The following is a 17793-nucleotide window of genomic DNA, read 5'->3' as shown; positions in this document are numbered from 1 at the left end:
AACAAAAGTTAAGAGTAAAAAGGAGTATAATGCAATTTCGGTGTAACTTTCACGTTAAAAGAAGCTGATGAAAGAAACCACTGCCCCAGCAATGGGACCATGGTTTGAAAGATGGTGTCATTTGATGATGTATTTACTCATCAAGCAGAAAAAAGAGAGTTTAGACATTATTTAGGGGGATGATTGGGTGAAAGTCAGAGAAAAAACCTATTTCAAATGGCAGAGAATGCCCTAGGGGTGACGTACTAGCGATTACACCACTTTTTAACTGCAGTACCTTGGTCCAGTTCCCAAGTCAATGACCTTCGGTTAGAGATTATGAACAAGTGTAGTCAGAGGAGAGTCACCAGAGGATTTAGCTTAATAATTGATGATTCTGTCCATAGAAAAAGCGGGAATTTTAGGGATGGAGTAGGAAGACAATATATTGGAGAAATTGGGAACACGGATAATGGAATAGTAGTAGTAACAACACATCTATATGATGGCAGTAAAAGCTTACCATTACATATAGAGTTATATCACCACGGTGATTCCTTACCCAAAGGGAAACAAGACCCTCTATTTGAGAATAAACCTGAGTTAGGAATTAAATTAATAGATCTGACCTTAAGCCGTGGTTATCAACCAGGAATAGTAATTATAGATCCTGGATATGGCCACAATACATCTTTCTTATTAAAGATAGAAAATCGGAATTTAAAGTATTGAGGAGGATTAGCTAAAAATCCCAAAATCCTTGCCAGTGACCAAAAGGATAGTCCAACAATAATTAGGTTAGATGAATTAGCACAAAGTTTACCCCAAGAGGCTTTTACAGACATTCAACTGGAGTTAGATAGAACCAAAATATTATGGGTAGTAACTAAAGAAGTAGAAATATCAGCCTTAACTGGAAGGGGCAATATTGCTATCGTCATCAACGGTTCTACTTTCTCTCAAGCCACTGATATTGGCTACTTTATTACCAATGTTTCTTCATCAATTGTCACACCCCAATGGATAGTTGATACATATTCTCAAAGGAATTGGGTAGAAGTTGTTTACAGAGAAGCCAAGGAATGGTTAGGACTCAAAGAATATCAAGTTGGAGATAACAGCAGTTTACTGCGCCATTTTATTTTGGTTTTCTGTGCCTACACTTTTATTCTTTGCCATCAGTGGACTGGAGGATGAAGACCAAGGTGGGCTAAGAAAACTTTGAATACTTTTACTGAAGCTTTAGAAGGGTTGAGAACAGCCATATCTTTTCTATTTATTGATTGGTTCAACTGGAATCCGGACGTATTTCCTTCTTATCAAGCCAGTTTGGGCTACATTTGGGCTTGATTTTTGTTTACGTCCCGTTAAAAGTCAAGAAGCAGGGGAAGAAGAGAAATTCTCTTGGGGTGAGGTTTTCAGAGAAGCTTTCTTAAACGGTTCTGTTGTTCTGTTAGTTGGTAGTCTGATAGTGCGAATTCTCACAGAAGAAAAAGGCTGGGAAAAATTACATCCATTCACCCAAGATATATTCTATGGTGTGCTATCATACTTTTTACTAGATATGGGTATGGTGGCTGCTAGAGGAATTAAAAAGTTAAGTAAAACAGGTTATTTTCTAATTAGTTTTGGCATTTTTATGCCTGTAGTTAATGGAACTGTTAGCATTATGATCAGTAAACTAATTAGTATATCTGAAGGTAATGCTCTCTTATTTTCCGTACTTTGTGCTAGTGGTTCCTATATTGCTGTACCAGCAGCAATCAGAATGACTATTCCTGAAGCTAACCCCAGTTTATATGTGTCTATGGCCTTAGCTATCACTTTCCCGTTTAATATGATTTTTGGTATACCTTTGTATTTTAACAATATCAAGATTATAGGAGTATAACAAGGTGAAAATTGTCAAGAGAATTGAAATACTTAGTAATTCTTTAGAACTACAAAATATTTTAAAAAAATTAGATAATGCAGGCGTTTCTGGATATAAAATTATTCAGCATGTTATAGGCAAAGGAAACAGAGGTAGAGTTATTGATGATTTAGAAGGCCATGGACTCACTAATGGTTCTATTATGAATACTTGTAGTGAAGAACGAGAATATCAAGTAGTTGAAGCGATTAGACCTGTTCTCAAAAAATTCGGGGGTGTATGTGTTGTTTCTGATCCTAAATCAATTATACATTAGTTGATTTTTTGAACGAGCATATCAAAAATAAGATTAGTTGTTGCTGCCTGTAAGCAGGAAAAACTTTCCACAGTTCGGTTAATTATTTTGGTAGGTGTTTACCACCATAATTAATCAATTTTTCCATCTGGAATATAGTTTAATTTATCAATGTCAATGATTGTGATTTCCCCACCTCGATGATAGGAAATTAATGGTTTCATACTTGTAGGTAAGCGGACACATTATTCATAGGTAATACCTATACTCCGCGCAATAATATGATAAACTTTCTTTTAAATGCTCACCTTTTGCTATTGTTTCTGTTCCCGATGTAGTAGCGAAATATTGAACTAATCTCGCTAGTCGAAAATCGAATAATTGCCCTTTCTGAAACTAAACCGTGAACTGTTTCATGTAATTGCTGTATGCGGTTATTAAAAACTACTAACATTCGCAAAGGAATATCAGGCTTTTGTTGAATAGCTGTTAATAAGGCATCTTGTTCTACAGTTAGAATTTCACAGTCAGATTCAGCGGTGACAGTAGCTGGAGAAATGCCATTACCTAATAATGCAGGTGCGGCGAAAATTTCCCGAGTTCCTAAGTTACGAAGGATTGTTTCTTTACCTGTGGTTGCTGTTTTACTAACTTTAATTACTCCACTAGCAACAGCATACAATTTAGCGGGTAAGGAATCACTTTCATGAAAAATTATCTCTCCTTTTCCATAAGGTTTCACTACAGTATAAGGTTGCAGATTTAGTTGATCTGTGGTTTCTAAATCTGCAAACACTTTAATTTGGGTAATTTGTGCTAAGGAAGCCTGCATTATAGGGCAAATACGGGACGATGTTGAATCCAAGGGTTAGCGGTTTCTAATTGCGCTGCTAGACTAATTAAAGTGGACTCAGCGGCAGGTTTACCTACTAACTGCACACTCATGGGTAACCCGTTGCTATCAAAACCAACGGGAATAGCGATCGCAGGTAAGCCTGTAGCATTTGCTACAGGACAAGGGGCAACCCAGTTAATAATATTTTGGAATGTCTCTTCTGGACTCAAATTTTCCCATTCACCCACGCGAATTGGGGAATGTAAATAAACTGGTAAAACCAGCACATCTACAGTATCAAAAAAGGCGACAATTGACCGAGAAAAGATTTGCATTTGTGCCAATGCTTGTAAGTACTCAGCTAGAGAACCAGTTCTAGCTAATAACCACCGATTCAATGGCTGCAATGCTTCTGGGGGAATTCCCGCCGCAGCTACTCCAGATTGCCAGACAATTTGAAATGGTTCTACTAAACCGCTGAAATCAGGACATCTTTCTTCTACTTCGTGTCCAAATTCTTCTAGAAGTTCAACTGTTTGTAAAACTCCTTGTTGACAATTCTTGTCGGCTGCTCCCAACGGAGGGACACTGGTACTAAAAGCTATTTTTAACCTAAGGTTTTTCACTTGAGTTGCTGCAAAAAAGGAAGGTTGTGGATCGCTTAACCAATAAGGATCACCAGTGAAATAGCCAGATATGACATCTAACATCGCTGCTGCATCTGCTACAGTTCTAGCAATGGGTCCATTGACAGCTATTCCTCCCAAGCGATCACCTACCGGTGCTTTTGTGACTCTTCCCCGCGCTGGTTTGATTCCCACCACACCACAACAAGCCGCAGGACCACGAATTGAACCACCACCATCTGAACCTTGTGCGATCGCACTTAATCCCGCAGCTACTGATGCGGCTGCACCACCACTAGAACCACCGGGAGTATATTCTAAATTCCACGGGTTTCTCGCTGGAGGAAATCCCACAGGTTCGCTGTAAGGATAAGAACCTAACTCAGAAGTGGCAGTTTTGCCAATAATCGTAAAACCGGCTTGTTTAATCCTGATAACTACGCCATCATCATAGTTAGGGATATGATTCAGCAATGCCGCATTTCCGTAAGTGCAAGTAATACCTGCAACAGCATTTAGGTCTTTAATAGAAATCGGGACACCAAAAAATGGTGGTAGTTCTGAGGTGGTTGTGAGTAATTCTGTCTTGGCTTTAGCATCAGCAACAGCCAGATCTGCTGTAACTGTAAAATAACTTCCTAATTGGGGATTTAAGCGGTAAATCCGTTCTAAATATATTTCTACCACATCTAGGGGTGAAACTACCCGAAGACGGATTAGTTGCGCTAATTTTAAAGCTGGGGTAAAAGCTAAATCAATTTCATTCATTGTTATAGCAGGGGACAGGGAACAGGGAATTTAGAGCCTTAATCTTGCTCCTACTTTTTAGCAAGTTATCATTTGTGGATGCTTATGTCTAACGACACAAAAAAATGCGATCGCTAGTCTCACAGTAGGTATCGCATTCTCAAGTAATTCAAATTTGGATCATTAAACTAGGGATCTATCAGTCAAAATCTCATAACCACTGTCTGTAACTAATACAGTATGCTCAAACTGAGCAGACAAAGCATTATCAACAGTTACAGCCGTCCATCTATCAGCTAAAATCCTGGTATTCTTAGAACCAGCATTCAAAATTGGTTCAATTGCCAAAGTCATACCAGCACGCAATTTTACATTGGGAATGTCACGAGTCCGGTAGTTAAAAACCGCTGGTTCTTCATGTAAATTTCTACCCACACCATGACCTGTAAATTGTTCAACTACATTAAAGTCATTAGCTTTAATATGGTCTTCAATTGCAGCAGCAATTTCCACCAGATGAATACCAGCTTTTACCTGTTCAATCCCTTTAAATAAAGCCTCTTCAGCCACACGAATCAATTTAGCAGCTTCTGGAGTAACGTTTTCTACGGCAATTGTAATACAAGAATCGCCGTGAAATCCTTGATAATAAGCTCCTGTATCAACTTTTAATACATCTCCTGCCCTAATCACTTTTTTCGGGCTGGGAATACCATGTACAACTTCATTATTAATGCTAGAACAAATCGAAGCCGGAAAACCGTGATATCCTTTAAAGCTAGGAGTTGCACCCATTTGCCGGATGCGTTTTTCCGCATGAGTATCCAAATCAGCGGTAGTCATTCCTGGCTTGACTAGCTCAGAAATTTCTTTGAGAACAGTTGCCACAATCTTTGCTGATTGTCGCATAATCTCAATTTCGCGGGGAGATTTAATTTCAATGCCCCGGCGTTGTTTTGGTGCTGGTTTTGGCTGAACTGGTTGAGAAAGCAAGCTGCTGAAAATGTTCATCATGAAATTTAGTAATTACCCGCGCTTTACGGATTAGGTGTTAGGTTGTTGAGATTTATTGAGAAAAATATCTACATTTAAGTTAACTTATTTTGCGCTGCTAGAGAAAAATAGGGAATAGCACAAGAAAGAATCTAAACCCAACAAACTAGAGTTGGGGATAGGTTTCTATAAATAAGTTTTTTCAATCTCTATTTTGAGAAAGTTGTACAAATTCCCACCTTTAGCAATAATTGACCTATATTCTCAATATTATTGAGAATATAGGTCAATTATTTGATTAATTTCCGTGTTTTCAGCGTTTTATATTGATCTATTGAGTTTTTTTTCTTTTTTCTATCTAAAATCTAAGGTTTTTTTATATAAACTTATAAAAATATTTATTTTGTTGAAAAACTACATTTTTCTCCCAATAATTTCTAGGCAGTATTTAATTACTGCAACATAGTTCTGCCTTATTAGGGCTAATAATATCAGATTTCGGGGTTCAAGTCAACACCCTCACTTCATAATTTTGGCAGCCATTAACAAAAAATTTACCGCCAATTCTTCACAGGTGACTACTGAAAGGAATAATTTTATGACAACACCAGAAACAACTCAAACTCAATGGTAAATTTTAAAAATCCTGTAAATCCTGATTCTGAGATTAGGATTTAATCACAATCTATCCTGTCATTCCTGCTTCTGAATGTCCAGCAATGGTACAAAGTAAACCATATTTACCTGATTTCAGTCGCATAAACACCCATTCTGCTTCTGCACCGGGTTTTAATTGCAATTCGCGAATACCACCTTTAATTTCTAAATTCCCGGCTTCGACTTTTTGTGTCCAAATTCCATCAGCAAAATCTTTACTCCTAAAATCATGCTTTACTGGGCTAGGATTAGTTAGCTGGAGATTATATGACCAGCTTGAAATTCCAGGTAATTCGGCTCAAATTTGAGTTGACTCGTTGCATTACCCAAACCGACTGTAATTTCTGTAGGTGGTTGTTTGAGTAGATCACCAGATAAATTCACTGCGATAGCTGGAGTTGCATCCATTAAACTCAGACAAAGGGATGTGAATAAAGAAATAGCTATATTTATAGATGTTTAGAAATTCTTGTCAGGAAACTACTCATTTCGCACCTTGTCTATCAGTAACACCTATCACAATTATCCATTATCTGAGCCTCTTTCTTGTCACCAATCACCAATTACCAATCACCAATCACCTCAGCCATGATTGCAGGCCCAGCCGTCACCACTACAAATTTATCAGGATAAAGTAACTGACGCGCAACTTGATTCACTTCATTTTTGGTAACTTTCTGAATCTTTTCAACAAAACCGCGTAATTCCATTTCGTCTAATTCATAAACCTCATTCATCAGAATTCTGGCTGTTAATTGCTCAGGTTTGGACAGAGAAATATGATAGTTACTAATCAGAGTCCGTTTAGCGGTTTCAACTTCTAGTTCTGTCACACCTTGCTGATGCAGTTGTTTTAATAGTTTGCGGGTGGTTGCGATCGCTTTATTAGTATCTTCTGGACTGGTTTGCATTTCAATCAAAAATGTCCCAATATTCTTTCCACCTTGGAAGTTGCTATAAATTTCGTAGGTTAAACCCAAGCGATCGCGCACTTCTGCCCCCAGTCTACTAGATAAACTATCGCCTCCCAAAATTTGATTTAACACCAAAGCTTGATAAAATCTGGGATCTTGGCGTTTAATACCTGTGTAACCCATATAGGTGACAGCCTGGGATTTACCAGGGAGAACAGAATTAACACGCACCCCCTTATCTGTCATCACCACAATGGGATATTCTACCATCGGTGCTTTACCACTGACTCGCCAATCACCAAATTGATTTTCGATGAGTGATCGCACTTTCTCCACATCAAAATCACCCACCAATACCAATACCATACTATCTGGTCGATAATGTTTTTGTTTGAAAGCGATCGCATCCCTTTGTGTAATTCTCTGTATAGTCTCCTTCGTCGCAAAGGTATGAGAAGGGTGATTTTGCGGATACAAAGATTGGATAAATTGTCGGTTCGCTACCTGGTAAGGATCATCTAATTCAACATTCAGCGCATTTAAAGCTTGTTGACGAGTCAGTTTTAATTCCTGCACAGGAAAAGTGCTATTTCTCACAACATCTACCATCGTTGCCAACAAAACAGAAAAATCTTCCCTTAAACTCTTACCCTGGATACGTACACCTTCCCGCTGTGCAGTAAAATTTAAACTCGCTCCTCGATCTTCCAAAATTTTCGCAATAGTCAATGCATCCTTAGTTTTAGTCCCACTCATCAAATTATCTGCCACCAAAGACGCTAAACCCGCTTGTTCATTTTCCTCAAATTCTTTACCCGCTTTGATATAGCCACTTAAAGTTACAGTTGGACTACTATTACCTGGCAATAGTAACACCCGCAAACCATTAGCTAATGTTAGTTTCTGTAGTATTGGATGATTTAATTTATTGTTAGTATCATCCAAATTTGGTAAATACTTGATCACGTCAGATGGAGTTGCTGTAACTCCAGAAGTCAAATTTTCTTCAGTCCCCACAGACGTGGATGGACGATGATCATAGTTAGCATTGTCTTGAGGTTCAAAAAACCCCACTACTTGCGCTTCTGGTTTGAGATACTTCTTAATTACAGCTATCACATCCTCAGATTTTACCTGACGAACATTTTCTAAATAACGTTCTGTATAGCGATCATCACCAGCAATTAGCTGATCATTCGCAAATTGCATTCCTTGACCAGTGATATCACGCCTATTTAAAATCACGGATGCAGTTAATTGAGTTATAGCGCGTTTAACTTGTTCCGATGTCACTCCTCTTTTAAGAAGTTTCGTAATTGCAGTCTTAATAGAATCCTCAACTTTCCGTAAATCTTGATTTGGTGAAGTATTCACATATAAATCATACCAACCGATTGCCCCCAAACTGGCAACATGAGCGGAAACATCATTAGCCAAACCCGACTTCACCAAAACCTGATATAAATAAGAATTCTTCCCCCCCGTCAAAATATAATCCATCACTCCCAAGATTGGTACATCTGGGTGATTGACATCAGGAAGAGGATAAATCACCTGTAACAGTTTCCCCGCACCTGGTTCTCGTAAAACGATGGGAGAAGAAGGAAATTGAGGAATAGGGGGAGTAGGTTTTGGGAGAAGTGTTTGACCTTGGGGAATTTTACCAAAAATCTCTTCAACTGTTTCCAGAGTTTGTGGAGTTTGGAAATCTCCAACAATCACCAATACAGCATTGTCAGGAGTGTAGTATTTTTGATAATACTCCCGCACCTGCTCAACAGTCAATTGTTCCACATCCGCTTTAGTTCCACCTGTAGGTAAACCATAAGCATGATCGGGAAATATAGACTTCAATACAGCACGCTTGAGACGGTATTTGGGACTATTTTCATAACCCTCTAACTCAGAAATAACCACCTGCTTCTCACTCGCTAATTGCTGATGATCAATGAGCGAATTTTGCATCCTGTCTGCTTCCAATTCCAGCAGTGCTTTGAGTTTATCACTTTCAGCGGTATTGTAATATGCCGTTTGCTCATAACTAGTAAAAGCATTGGAGTCACTACCCAAAGCACTAAATAACTGTCCAAATTGAACAGGACGGTTTTTTGTACCTTTAAACATAATATGCTCCAACTGGTGAGCAATACCATTCATCCCAGGTTGTTCATTACCTGAGCCAACTTTGTACCATACCTGCACCGTGACAACTGGTGCATTATGTACCTCTTTTGTCAAGACTGTTAAACCATTTTCCAGCATGGTCTTCTGGACATTTCTTGTCGTCAATGTAAGAATATTCGTTTTTTTATTTACGAAGATTTGCTGAGAATGTTCCCATTGGGGGATCGCCAAATTTTGGCGTTCGGAAACAGGATGCTTCAATAAAACCGCTGCAATTAGAGAAAAAATAAATAGTAGTAGAGGAATACGATATCTATGGAAGACAGAAATAACAAACATATATTTTTTGAATGTAAGTAAATATTACTACATCTTTTTATCTAGACAGTCGGAGTTTAAATTTTCTGGAAAATTTTGAGAAGAAGGATATCAAGGAGTCAGGAGTCAGGAAGCAGAAGAAAGATACTGTTCCTTATTCCCTTCTTACTGTCACCTGTCACCTGTCACCTAACTTGCCTAAAAACCGGATAAACTCCAAAGCCAAGCCATCAGCGTCGGCGATGAAAGCGACTTCTAAGATGTGATCGCCTATTTGCTGCTGAGTTGGTTGTAAAAGGACTGTTAGGGGTTGCAACTCAGTTATCGCAGCTATTTGCGCCTTTAAATCTGATAACCAGTTGTGTAAATCTGGTGTAATCTCAGTTAAATCAAAGGAAAGATGATAATAGCCCACATAATGCTCATCTGCAAAAGCATCAGGGGCTGGTTTAGGCTGGGGAATTTGGATCAATTCAATGCGGCTATCCAAACCTTCCATCCAGCAAGCTAGAGTATAACCTGTAGTGAAGCGATCGCCAACAGTAAATCCTAACTGTTCATAGAAAGCGATCGCACGGTGAATATTAGCAGTCCGAATAGAAGCATGGTGCATAAAATTTATCAAATCTCAGTAGTCAGTGGTCAGTTGTCAGTTGTTAGTTCTTTATTACCACTGACAACTGACCATTGACTACTGTCCACTATTCAAATAAGCGGAAATAAGGATAACGTACCGGTACACCAGGCTCCTTATCCAAATCGAAATTAATCACATCCCAGCATGAATCTTCAGCAGGATTGGGACTAAACTCGACTGGTAAACCATACAAACGAGCAGATGTAGCTTCCGGTTGTCCAGAACGCCAAGGACTACTGCGTTCCAAATAGCCACTCATCAAATCCTGATAGCGTCGGGCAATAATCACCCTTGTAGCTCTATATCCTTGAGTATAAAGCTTATCTAACGCCTCGTGAATTTCAAAGCGAATCCCATCAGGATGAGTATGTTGTCGATACCATTCATTATTCCACCTGCGCCAATGACGACCCGACTGGAGATGTACCAACTCCCCAGTTTTCGGATTCGCTTCAAACGCGCCATGACGGGTACACAGATAGGTATCAGTCAGAGTCAGTGCGGGAATAGTTTGGCGACAGTGAGGACACTGTATTTCAGGGCCAAATATTGGGTACTGCAAGCCTGGATTCATCATGAAGTGCGTACAAGCATAATTTTGTCTTTACCAGCACCAATAGGTTGGATTTAACACTTCGGCTCCACCACCTTGAGTTAGTAGCTCAGCACCGCAAAATAATGAGTTGCAGCAACACCAATTCTCAGTAGTGCCTTCCTTAGCATACAGAGCAAACGGCTGTGATATCCTAGTTGTGCAACCAGCCTCAACGGTTGGAGTTTTTCCAGTGTTCCTGGGTACCATATCAATATTCTATCGTGTCTACTGTTTCCTACTGGACATCTCCTGATTTTTCTCAAGCCGCCTTTGTCGCACCCAACGCCGTTGTTGTTGGTTCAATCAACATAGCAGCAGGCGCAAGCATATGGTATGGCGCAGTACTGAGAGGAGATGTAGTACGCATTGATATTGGCGAATGCACAAACATTCAGGATGGGGCCATTTTGCATGGTGATCCTGGTCTGCCAACAATATTAGAAGATCATGTAACTATAGGGCATCGTGCTGTGGTACATTCTGCCCATATTGAACGTGGAAGTTTAATAGGCATTGGCGCAATAATTTTAAATGGAGTCAGAGTTGGTCATAGTAGCATCATTGGCGCAGGTGCAGTAGTAACCAAAGACATACCCCCATGTTCCGTAGTAGTCGGCATCCCCGCTAAAATTGTCCGTCAACTCACAGACACCGAAACCGCAGAACTCATAGAACACGCCGAAAAATACCAAGAATTAGCCCTAGTTCACGCCAGCAAAGGGACAGATATTGGTTTTAGGTAGGGATTGGGGACTGGGAAGATGGGGAATATGGGGGTGATGAGGGAGATGGGGAAAAATTTCTGCCTTTTGCCACTGACCACTGACCAAGTTAATCATTCTTTACACTTCTCCTTGGAAAAATACCCCACTTCAGATAAAAATAAAAATTGATAACTGTTGATAAATCTTTAATTTCTACATAACAGAGGGCTACTAGATATGGACATTGATACCCGTGTAATCATCGTTTTAGCACCACTAGCCATTGCTGCTGGTTGGGCTGCTTTTAACATCGGCGCTGCTGCTATTAGACAAGTACAAAACTTTTTGAACAAGGAAGCTTAATGACTAACTAAAGGAATAGGGGATAGGGAATAGGGGTTTTTTAATTTTGAATTTATTTCTCCCCATCTCCCTCATCACCCCCATATTCCCCATCTTCCCAGTCCCCAATCCCCAGTCCCCAGTCACCGTGAATATAGATTCCTTACTCCAACCCCTTCAGCATTTTGGTGTCAATCTGGGACTAACACGCATTGTCAAATTATTAGCAAATCTTGACAATCCCCATCATCAAGTTCCTCTAATTCATGTTGGTGGAACTAATGGCAAAGGTTCTGTATGCGCTTATCTTTCCTCCGTACTCACCGAAGCTGGTTATCGTACAGGACGGTACACTTCCCCGCATTTGGTAGATTGGACAGAACGTATCTGTATAAATGAACGGCCAATCAACCCAGAAACTTTATCTCAATTGATACTACGTATTCAATCGGCTATTGACCTAAGAGAAGAGTCACCAACCCAGTTTGAAGTAATTACCGCAGCAGCTTGGTTATATTTTGCACAACAAAAAGTCGATGTGGCGATAGTGGAAGTGGGATTAGGAGGGCGTTTAGATGCTACTAATGTTTGTCCTAAGCCTTTAGTAACGGTAATTACTTCCATTAGTAGAGAACATTGGCAACAATTAGGTCCGACAGTTGCTGATATTGCCGGAGAAAAAGCAGGTATTATTAAACCTGGATGTCCTGTAGTAATAGGACAATTGCCAGCAGATGCTGAAAAAGTTGTGCGAGCGCGCAGCTTAGAATTACAATGCCCTATAATTGCCCCTCAACCTGCTCAAGAAATTAACCCAGGATGGGCAGAATACTATAAAATTCAAAATTCAAAATATCCTCCGGGAAATCACCCTCCAGGTTTATACCAAATTGAAAATTCTGAATCAATTAGATATCATCTACCATTACAAGGACAAATTCAATTACATAATTCGACTTTGGCTTTAGCGGCTTTAGAAATATTACAAAAACAAGGTTGGCAAATTTCTGAACAAACCATTATTAATGGTATAGGAAAAACCAAATGGCCAGGAAGAATGCAATGGTTCACATGGAAACATAATAATTACAATTATCAATTATTAATTGATGGCGCACATAACCCAGCATCAGCACAAGTTTTAAGAAATTATGTAGATAGTTTCAGTACCCAAAATATAACCTGGGTAATTGGAATGTTAGCCACCAAAGATCATAGTGATATTTTTCACGCATTATTGAAAACAGGAGATAAATTATATTTAGTACCAGTCCCGGATAATAATTCAGCCAATCTTGACCACTTATCAAAATTAGCTAATGAAACTTACCCAGACTTAGGTTTTTGCAGCACCTATCCAGATGTATTTTCGGCTTTAGATGCTGCTTTCACCTCTACAGATAACCTAGTTGTTTTATGTGGTTCTCTTTATTTAATTGGACATTTTTTAGGAAATAGTAATTAGGGCTTGCTGAAAGAGTTGTTCGTGACGATTAGGAGTCAGGAGTCAGGAGTCAGGAGTCAGGAGTCAGGAGTCAGGAGTCAGGAGTCAGGAGTCAGGAGTCAGGAGTCAGGAGTCAGGAGTCAGGAGTCAGGAGTCAGAAGGAAGAAGAGGAGGATTTAGAAGAATCTAGAATCTGAAAAAGTGTTTGAGTTTTCATGGTATCAAGGCTTATTTCCTGCATCTTATCCACCTTAAATAACCCTTAAACTATCGATTCATCCAGGTCTGAGGTTTATTCAACAAGCCCTAATTAGGTATTGGGCATGGGGCATGGGGCATTAGGAAAATTACTTCCCCATCACCCCCATCATCCTCATCTTCCCAGTCCCCAATCCCCAATCTACAATCACCGATTATTCCACTGTTGCGCTGCATCTTCTAGAGCTTTATCGACCGTTTTTTGTCCTAACATTGCAGCTTGGAGATTTTCATAAATTGCCTTTTGTAAAAATTTAAAATCCTTCATTTTCGGAGTTAAAACCTCTGCTGTTTGCATCTGTTGGGCGCTGATAATACGTCCCTTTTCCGCAATGGTAGCAGTAGCAGGAACTTCTTTAAAATAACTATCAGCAAGTGCTGTAACTGTTGAAGGTAAAACATTAGCAGCTTTAGCAAAAGCTAATTGATTTTCGTCATTAGTAACAAATAAGGCAAATTTCACTGCTGCATCAGGTTGTTTGCTGGCACGGGGAATAACTATGTTCATGACAGCGACATTTTTCTTCCCTGTATCTCCTGTAATTTGAGGTGCTATAGCAGAAGCTTGAGAAATTTTGGGTGCATTATTTGATATCGTCTCCAAAAACTCAGGACCCGAAGCTAAAAATGCTGTTTCCCCTGATTGGTATAAATCAATTGCATGACGGTGGCCTTGTGTTAATGATTCTTTAGGTAGTAATCCTTTCTTATACAGATATACCCAATACTGAAAAGCTGCTTTTCCTTGTGGTGAATTAAAAGCCGCTTTACCCTCAGCATTGACCAGAGTAACTCCCATCTGTACAAATGATTCCAAAACCTCACCAGAATCTTGGGGTACAAAAGTAGCAAAAAAGGCGTATTTACCAGTTTTATCTTTAATTTGTTGTGCCTCTTGCGCTAATTCTGTATAAGTTGCAGGTGGTTTTGTGATACCAGCTTGTTTTAACAAATCAGTGTTATAAATAGTTAACCTTGTGGTGAGATACCAGGGAATGCCAAAAGTCTTGCCATTCAAGGTACTAGCTTGCCAAATATTAGGCAAATAGGAGGAACTAACTTCACTTGGAACTTTTTCATCCAAATCTAACCAGGCATTTCGTCCTGCCAGTTGGGATGCAAAATCTGGGTTAAGGTTAACAACATCTGGTGGCGTTTTTGCGGAGACAGCTGTTAAAATTTTGTTCTCCATTGCAGACCAAGGCACATCTACCCATTTAACTTTGATACTGGGGTTTTGGGATTCAAAGCTTGTAATCAGGCTTTGGAAGTAGTTGGTAAATTGAGGTTGGAGTTGCATTGTCCAAAACTCAATCTTTGTCACTTCTGAAGTCACTGGTTTTGAAATTGTTCCCACATTGTCTGTGCTGCAACTTACTATCCAACTGGTAAGTAAGCCAAGCATTACCCAAACAGTTAGTTGTTTGAATTTTTGTAATCGAATCATCGTGGTAATATTTTTACGATTAAAAGGGGTGAAAAACTTATGCAGAAATGTCGAGATTATAAGCTATATAGATTACTTACTAAGAACACATCAGTTATTAGAGACAGGTGATGGGGTGTAAGGGTATAGGGGTGTACAGGAAGGATAACCTCTTTTTGCCTCCTGAATTCCTTATTTTAAAAATATTCCATTTAGCAATCTAGCAGGTAAAACTGTGGTAAACGTCTTAAGCAATCTTAGTAATCTCAGTAATATCCTTGGGAAATCTAATAAAGGTGTTGGCATTGAGCTTGCACCAGAACGAATGAATATAGTTCACCTATGTAAGCAACGCCAAGGCTTAAAAATAGAATCTTTGACCACCATACCAGTTCCAGAGGGGATAGTTGTTGATGGTCAAATTAACGATCCTCCTAGGATGGCGGAAATCATCCAACAGGGAATGGCTGAAAGTAAAATTAAAGCTTCCCGTGTTGCCACTTGTATCCCCGGACGAGATGCTATTGTGCGTGTGATTCCTGTTCCAGCAGAGTTGGATAATAAAGAGTTGCGGGAGATGGTGCTTAACCATGAGGCTGCACTATATCTACCCTATCCACGAGAAGAAGCTGATGTAGATTATCAGAAATTGGGGTATTTTGTGGATGAGGATGGTATTGAAAAAGTACAAGTGCTTTTAGTTGCCACTCGTAAGGAAATAACAGATACCTATATTAACACTTTTGCTGAAGCAGGATTAAAAGTTGATGTTTTAGAAATTAACAGTTTTGCCCTGATTCGGACTATTCGAGACCAGTTAAGGCTATTCGGACCCCAAGAAGCCGCTGTATTAGTTGATATCGAGTTTGACAGTACTGAAATTGCTATTATTATCAATGGAGTACCACAATTTTCCCGTACAGTACCTATAGGTACATATCAACTGCAAGCAGCTCTATCAAGGGCAATGAATTTACCCACATCACGAGATATGGATATGTTGATGGGCATGACTATTCCTACAAATTCTATGGATGTGGGTAGGACTGGGACTACTGGTGTTAATCCTGGTATGGGACCTATGTTAAAAATACTGGGAGAATTATCAGATGAACTGCGTCGTTCTATAGATTTTTACATTAATCAGAGTGAAGGTTTAGAAGTGGCGCAGATTCTACTAGCTGGGACTGGAGGAGGACTCCAACAGCTAGATGAGTTCTTTACTCAAAGATTAGGTTTTCCTACTACTCAAATAGATCCAATTAGGGATTTGTCCTTGCAAGTAGAAGCCGAAAAATATCCACCCGTGCAACGTCCTGGATTGGGGATAATACTGGGTTTAGCAATGCGGGAGGGATAACAAGATGTATAGTCTGGATATTAACTTTCTTAGAGACAGAGCGTCTATTGAGTTTAATGAGAATCAACCTGTCAGACAACCAATTAATCTGGAAGATTTAATACCAGTGTTTTTGGGAGTGGGTGTAGGTTTATGTTTCCCAGCTTTGGTATTTGGTGGTTTTTGGATTTTACAAGCACAAAGTTCTGGATTAGAACAAAAAATAGCAAAACTAGATCAGGAAGGTAAGGAGTTAGACGGTAAAATAGCCGACATTAAGAAAATAAAGGATGAAATGGCAGGTGTCCAAGACCAAACACAAGCTTTGGTGACTGTGTTTGATCAGATCCGTCCCTGGTCAGCGATGTTACAAGATTTGCGCGCTCGCATTCCCCCAAGTGTACAAGTTGAAAATATCAGGCAAATACCACCTGTGATTCAAGCACTGGCTGCCACTGCCACTGTTACAAGTCCAAAACCTAGTAATCCTGCGGGGATATTAGAAATTAATGGCTATGCACGCTCTTTTAGTGATGTTAATGACTTTCTACTAACTATGGGACAATCTAACTTGTTGAATGCCGCAGAAAGCGGAATTAGTACAGCAGAGTTAATTGATGCACCTGCTATCACTGGTGCTGTTCCACCTGAAAATAAATCTCAAGATACATCTGGGGTTAAATTCAAACCACCACAAGTGGTTAAGTACACTATTAAAGCTAGTCTCAGTAATGTACCAGCATCGGAATTAATTCGTGAATTAGAACAAAAAGGCACAGTCGGATTAGTAAAGAGGATTCGTAGCCTCCAAGAAACAGGAGCGATCGCTAAATGACACTGAGTGATGATTTAAGTTTTTCTCAACAGAATACCAACTTTGATGATGCGGCATCATCCTATCGATCTGTATTTGGTATCACTTTAACACCACAGATTATTGGTGGATCGGTGGGCGGTATAGGATTTCTTGCCGCCGTTTATATGATACTGAATATGGTCATGCCCGCTTGGGATAACTTTCAGCAGTTACAAACCAAAAGCACCGAACTGCAAGGGCAAGTTGACCAAAAAAGACTCCAAGCCAAACAAGCTGACAAAGTAAAGACAGAATTAGCTGATGTCAAGAAGCAGCAAATCCAAGTTTTAGGCTTGTTTGCCAATGAAAGAAGTTTGGATACTTTATTGATGGATACCAGTCGCTTAGTAGATTCTAGCAATGCTCAAATCACTGCTAATGATGCCATAAGAGCCAAACTCAAACGGTTTGTACCAGCAGCAGATAAAGCAGAAATAATTGCTGATAACAGTCTGGGAGAAAAAGTTAACAATAAGCTTAAACGCAGAGTTGTTAAGGTGGAAATTGAAGGTAATTTTGAACAAACCCAGTCAATAATGCGTAATATTGAGCGTTTACAGCCTTTATTACTTGTTCAAAACTATGATTCAAAATTGGTACCACCAGAGGTAGACAAAGCAAATGATGAAAAAAAGAAAGCAGTGCGGACTGGAATAGGCAAACTGTCAACGTCTTTTGACCTAGTCGCATTAATGCCATTGACAGCAGAAGAAGCCGCAGAATTAGCAGCAAAAGCTGCTCCCCCAGCCAAGTAGTAACCATCAAAATTCTTGAGTGCTGATGAGATCAACTTAAATGTAAATTCAATTCACACTCGGTTAATTTCTAAGT

At 39.5% G+C, this 17793-nt stretch carries 15 protein-coding genes and 3 pseudogenes; 10 read left to right on the top strand and 8 right to left on the bottom strand.

Annotation, left to right across the window (positions count from 1 at the left end; translation table 11 throughout):
- Positions 1-67: 67 nt before the first annotated feature.
- The 3 genes and pseudogenes from AAZO_RS01595 (at position 68) to AAZO_RS01585 (ending at position 2168) form a co-directional block, all read left to right on the top strand.
- A pseudogene (locus tag AAZO_RS01595) lies at positions 68-1329 on the top strand (IS701 family transposase).
- A gap of 37 nt (positions 1330-1366) precedes the next feature.
- Positions 1367-1870: pseudogene (locus tag AAZO_RS01590) on the top strand (sodium-dependent bicarbonate transport family permease); the annotation flags it as partial.
- 4 nt (positions 1871-1874) lie between these two features.
- Complete coding sequence (locus AAZO_RS01585; protein ID WP_013189939.1) at positions 1875-2168, top strand: P-II family nitrogen regulator; 294 nt, start codon at positions 1875-1877, stop codon at positions 2166-2168.
- A gap of 283 nt (positions 2169-2451) precedes the next feature.
- On the opposite strand, the gene AAZO_RS01580 is transcribed toward AAZO_RS01585, so the two are convergent.
- The 7 genes and pseudogenes from AAZO_RS01580 to AAZO_RS01550 all read right to left on the bottom strand — a co-directional run bounded on the left by AAZO_RS01580 (position 2452) and on the right by AAZO_RS01550 (position 10575).
- Positions 2452-2979, bottom strand: coding sequence for a Crp/Fnr family transcriptional regulator (locus AAZO_RS01580; protein ID WP_013189937.1), 528 nt, complete (start codon positions 2977-2979; stop codon positions 2452-2454).
- The gene (locus AAZO_RS01575) at positions 2979-4376 is read right to left on the bottom strand and encodes an amidase (RefSeq protein WP_013189936.1); all 1398 of its coding nucleotides are present in this window, start codon (positions 4374-4376) and stop codon (positions 2979-2981) included. Before AAZO_RS01575 ends, AAZO_RS01580 begins: the two co-directional genes overlap by 1 nt.
- Before the next feature lie 162 nt (positions 4377-4538).
- Positions 4539-5366 carry a type I methionyl aminopeptidase gene (gene map / locus AAZO_RS01570; RefSeq protein WP_041642316.1) on the bottom strand — a complete coding sequence of 276 codons (828 nt, stop codon included), beginning with the start codon at positions 5364-5366 and terminating at the stop codon, positions 4539-4541.
- A 667-nt stretch (positions 5367-6033) separates the two neighbouring features.
- A pseudogene (locus tag AAZO_RS01565) lies at positions 6034-6413 on the bottom strand (cupredoxin domain-containing protein).
- A 155-nt stretch (positions 6414-6568) separates the two neighbouring features.
- On the bottom strand, positions 6569-9382 hold the full coding sequence (locus tag AAZO_RS01560) for a M16 family metallopeptidase (protein ID WP_013189934.1): 2814 nt from the start codon (positions 9380-9382) through the stop codon (positions 6569-6571).
- 157 nt (positions 9383-9539) lie between these two features.
- Complete coding sequence (locus AAZO_RS01555) at positions 9540-9974, bottom strand: VOC family protein (protein ID WP_013189933.1); 435 nt, start codon at positions 9972-9974, stop codon at positions 9540-9542.
- 88 nt (positions 9975-10062) lie between these two features.
- Complete coding sequence (locus AAZO_RS01550) at positions 10063-10575, bottom strand: TIGR02652 family protein (protein ID WP_013189932.1); 513 nt, start codon at positions 10573-10575, stop codon at positions 10063-10065.
- Positions 10576-10814: 239 nt separating this feature from the next.
- On the opposite strand from AAZO_RS01550, the gene AAZO_RS01545 reads away from it, so the two are divergent.
- The 4 genes from AAZO_RS01545 to AAZO_RS34745 all read left to right on the top strand — a co-directional run bounded on the left by AAZO_RS01545 (position 10815) and on the right by AAZO_RS34745 (position 13263).
- Positions 10815-11336, top strand: coding sequence for a gamma carbonic anhydrase family protein (locus tag AAZO_RS01545; protein ID WP_013189931.1), 522 nt, complete (start codon positions 10815-10817; stop codon positions 11334-11336).
- Positions 11337-11534: 198 nt separating this feature from the next.
- Positions 11535-11660, top strand: a complete 126-nt coding sequence (locus AAZO_RS01540) for a photosystem II protein Y (RefSeq protein ID WP_013189929.1) — start codon at positions 11535-11537, stop codon at positions 11658-11660.
- 127 nt (positions 11661-11787) lie between these two features.
- On the top strand, positions 11788-13104 hold the full coding sequence (locus AAZO_RS01535) for a bifunctional folylpolyglutamate synthase/dihydrofolate synthase (protein ID WP_013189928.1): 1317 nt from the start codon (positions 11788-11790) through the stop codon (positions 13102-13104).
- A 21-nt stretch (positions 13105-13125) separates the two neighbouring features.
- Positions 13126-13263 (top strand): hypothetical protein, encoded by a 138-nt coding sequence (locus AAZO_RS34745; protein ID WP_187289578.1) that lies wholly within the window; start codon positions 13126-13128, stop codon positions 13261-13263.
- A 226-nt stretch (positions 13264-13489) separates the two neighbouring features.
- Here the strand turns inward: AAZO_RS34745 and AAZO_RS01530 are convergent, their stop codons facing one another.
- On the bottom strand, positions 13490-14788 hold the full coding sequence (locus tag AAZO_RS01530; RefSeq protein WP_013189926.1) for an ABC transporter substrate-binding protein: 1299 nt from the start codon (positions 14786-14788) through the stop codon (positions 13490-13492).
- Positions 14789-15002: 214 nt separating this feature from the next.
- Between AAZO_RS01530 and pilM the strand changes: the two genes are divergently transcribed.
- From pilM to AAZO_RS01515, 3 genes are read left to right on the top strand one after another with little or no spacing between them, the layout of a single operon-like run.
- Positions 15003-16127 carry a type IV pilus assembly protein PilM gene (gene pilM / locus AAZO_RS01525; RefSeq protein WP_013189925.1) on the top strand — a complete coding sequence of 375 codons (1125 nt, stop codon included), beginning with the start codon at positions 15003-15005 and terminating at the stop codon, positions 16125-16127.
- A gap of 4 nt (positions 16128-16131) precedes the next feature.
- Positions 16132-16941, top strand: a complete 810-nt coding sequence (locus AAZO_RS01520) for a PilN domain-containing protein (RefSeq protein ID WP_013189924.1) — start codon at positions 16132-16134, stop codon at positions 16939-16941.
- A complete protein-coding gene (locus AAZO_RS01515) occupies positions 16938-17717 on the top strand; it encodes a GspMb/PilO family protein (RefSeq protein ID WP_013189923.1) in 780 nt (259 codons plus the stop codon). Before AAZO_RS01520 ends, AAZO_RS01515 begins: the two co-directional genes overlap by 4 nt.
- Positions 17718-17793 lie beyond the last annotated feature (76 nt).

The organism is 'Nostoc azollae' 0708 (assembly GCF_000196515.1).
GTDB lineage: Bacteria > Cyanobacteriota > Cyanobacteriia > Cyanobacteriales > Nostocaceae > Trichormus_B > Trichormus_B azollae.
The sequence above is the reverse complement of the archived record's forward strand: the minus strand, read 5'-3'. Positions and strand labels throughout refer to the sequence as shown.

Excerpts from the sequence above, each read along its gene's own strand:
- AAZO_RS01580 (WP_013189937.1), bottom strand. The coding sequence starts at position 2,979 with ATGCAGGCTTCCTTAGCACAAATTACCCAAATTAAAGTGTTTGCAGAT.
- AAZO_RS01575 (WP_013189936.1), bottom strand. The coding sequence starts at position 4,376 with ATGAATGAAATTGATTTAGCTTTTACCCCAGCTTTAAAATTAGCGCAA.
- map (WP_041642316.1), bottom strand. The coding sequence starts at position 5,366 with ATGAACATTTTCAGCAGCTTGCTTTCTCAACCAGTTCAGCCAAAACCA.
- AAZO_RS01560 (WP_013189934.1), bottom strand. The coding sequence starts at position 9,382 with ATGTTTGTTATTTCTGTCTTCCATAGATATCGTATTCCTCTACTACTA.
- AAZO_RS01555 (WP_013189933.1), bottom strand. The coding sequence starts at position 9,974 with ATGCACCATGCTTCTATTCGGACTGCTAATATTCACCGTGCGATCGCT.
- AAZO_RS01550 (WP_013189932.1), bottom strand. The coding sequence starts at position 10,575 with ATGATGAATCCAGGCTTGCAGTACCCAATATTTGGCCCTGAAATACAG.
- AAZO_RS01540 (WP_013189929.1), top strand. The coding sequence starts at position 11,535 with ATGGACATTGATACCCGTGTAATCATCGTTTTAGCACCACTAGCCATT.
- AAZO_RS01530 (WP_013189926.1), bottom strand. The coding sequence starts at position 14,788 with ATGATTCGATTACAAAAATTCAAACAACTAACTGTTTGGGTAATGCTT.
- AAZO_RS01520 (WP_013189924.1), top strand. The coding sequence starts at position 16,132 with ATGTATAGTCTGGATATTAACTTTCTTAGAGACAGAGCGTCTATTGAG.
- AAZO_RS01515 (WP_013189923.1), top strand. The coding sequence starts at position 16,938 with ATGACACTGAGTGATGATTTAAGTTTTTCTCAACAGAATACCAACTTT.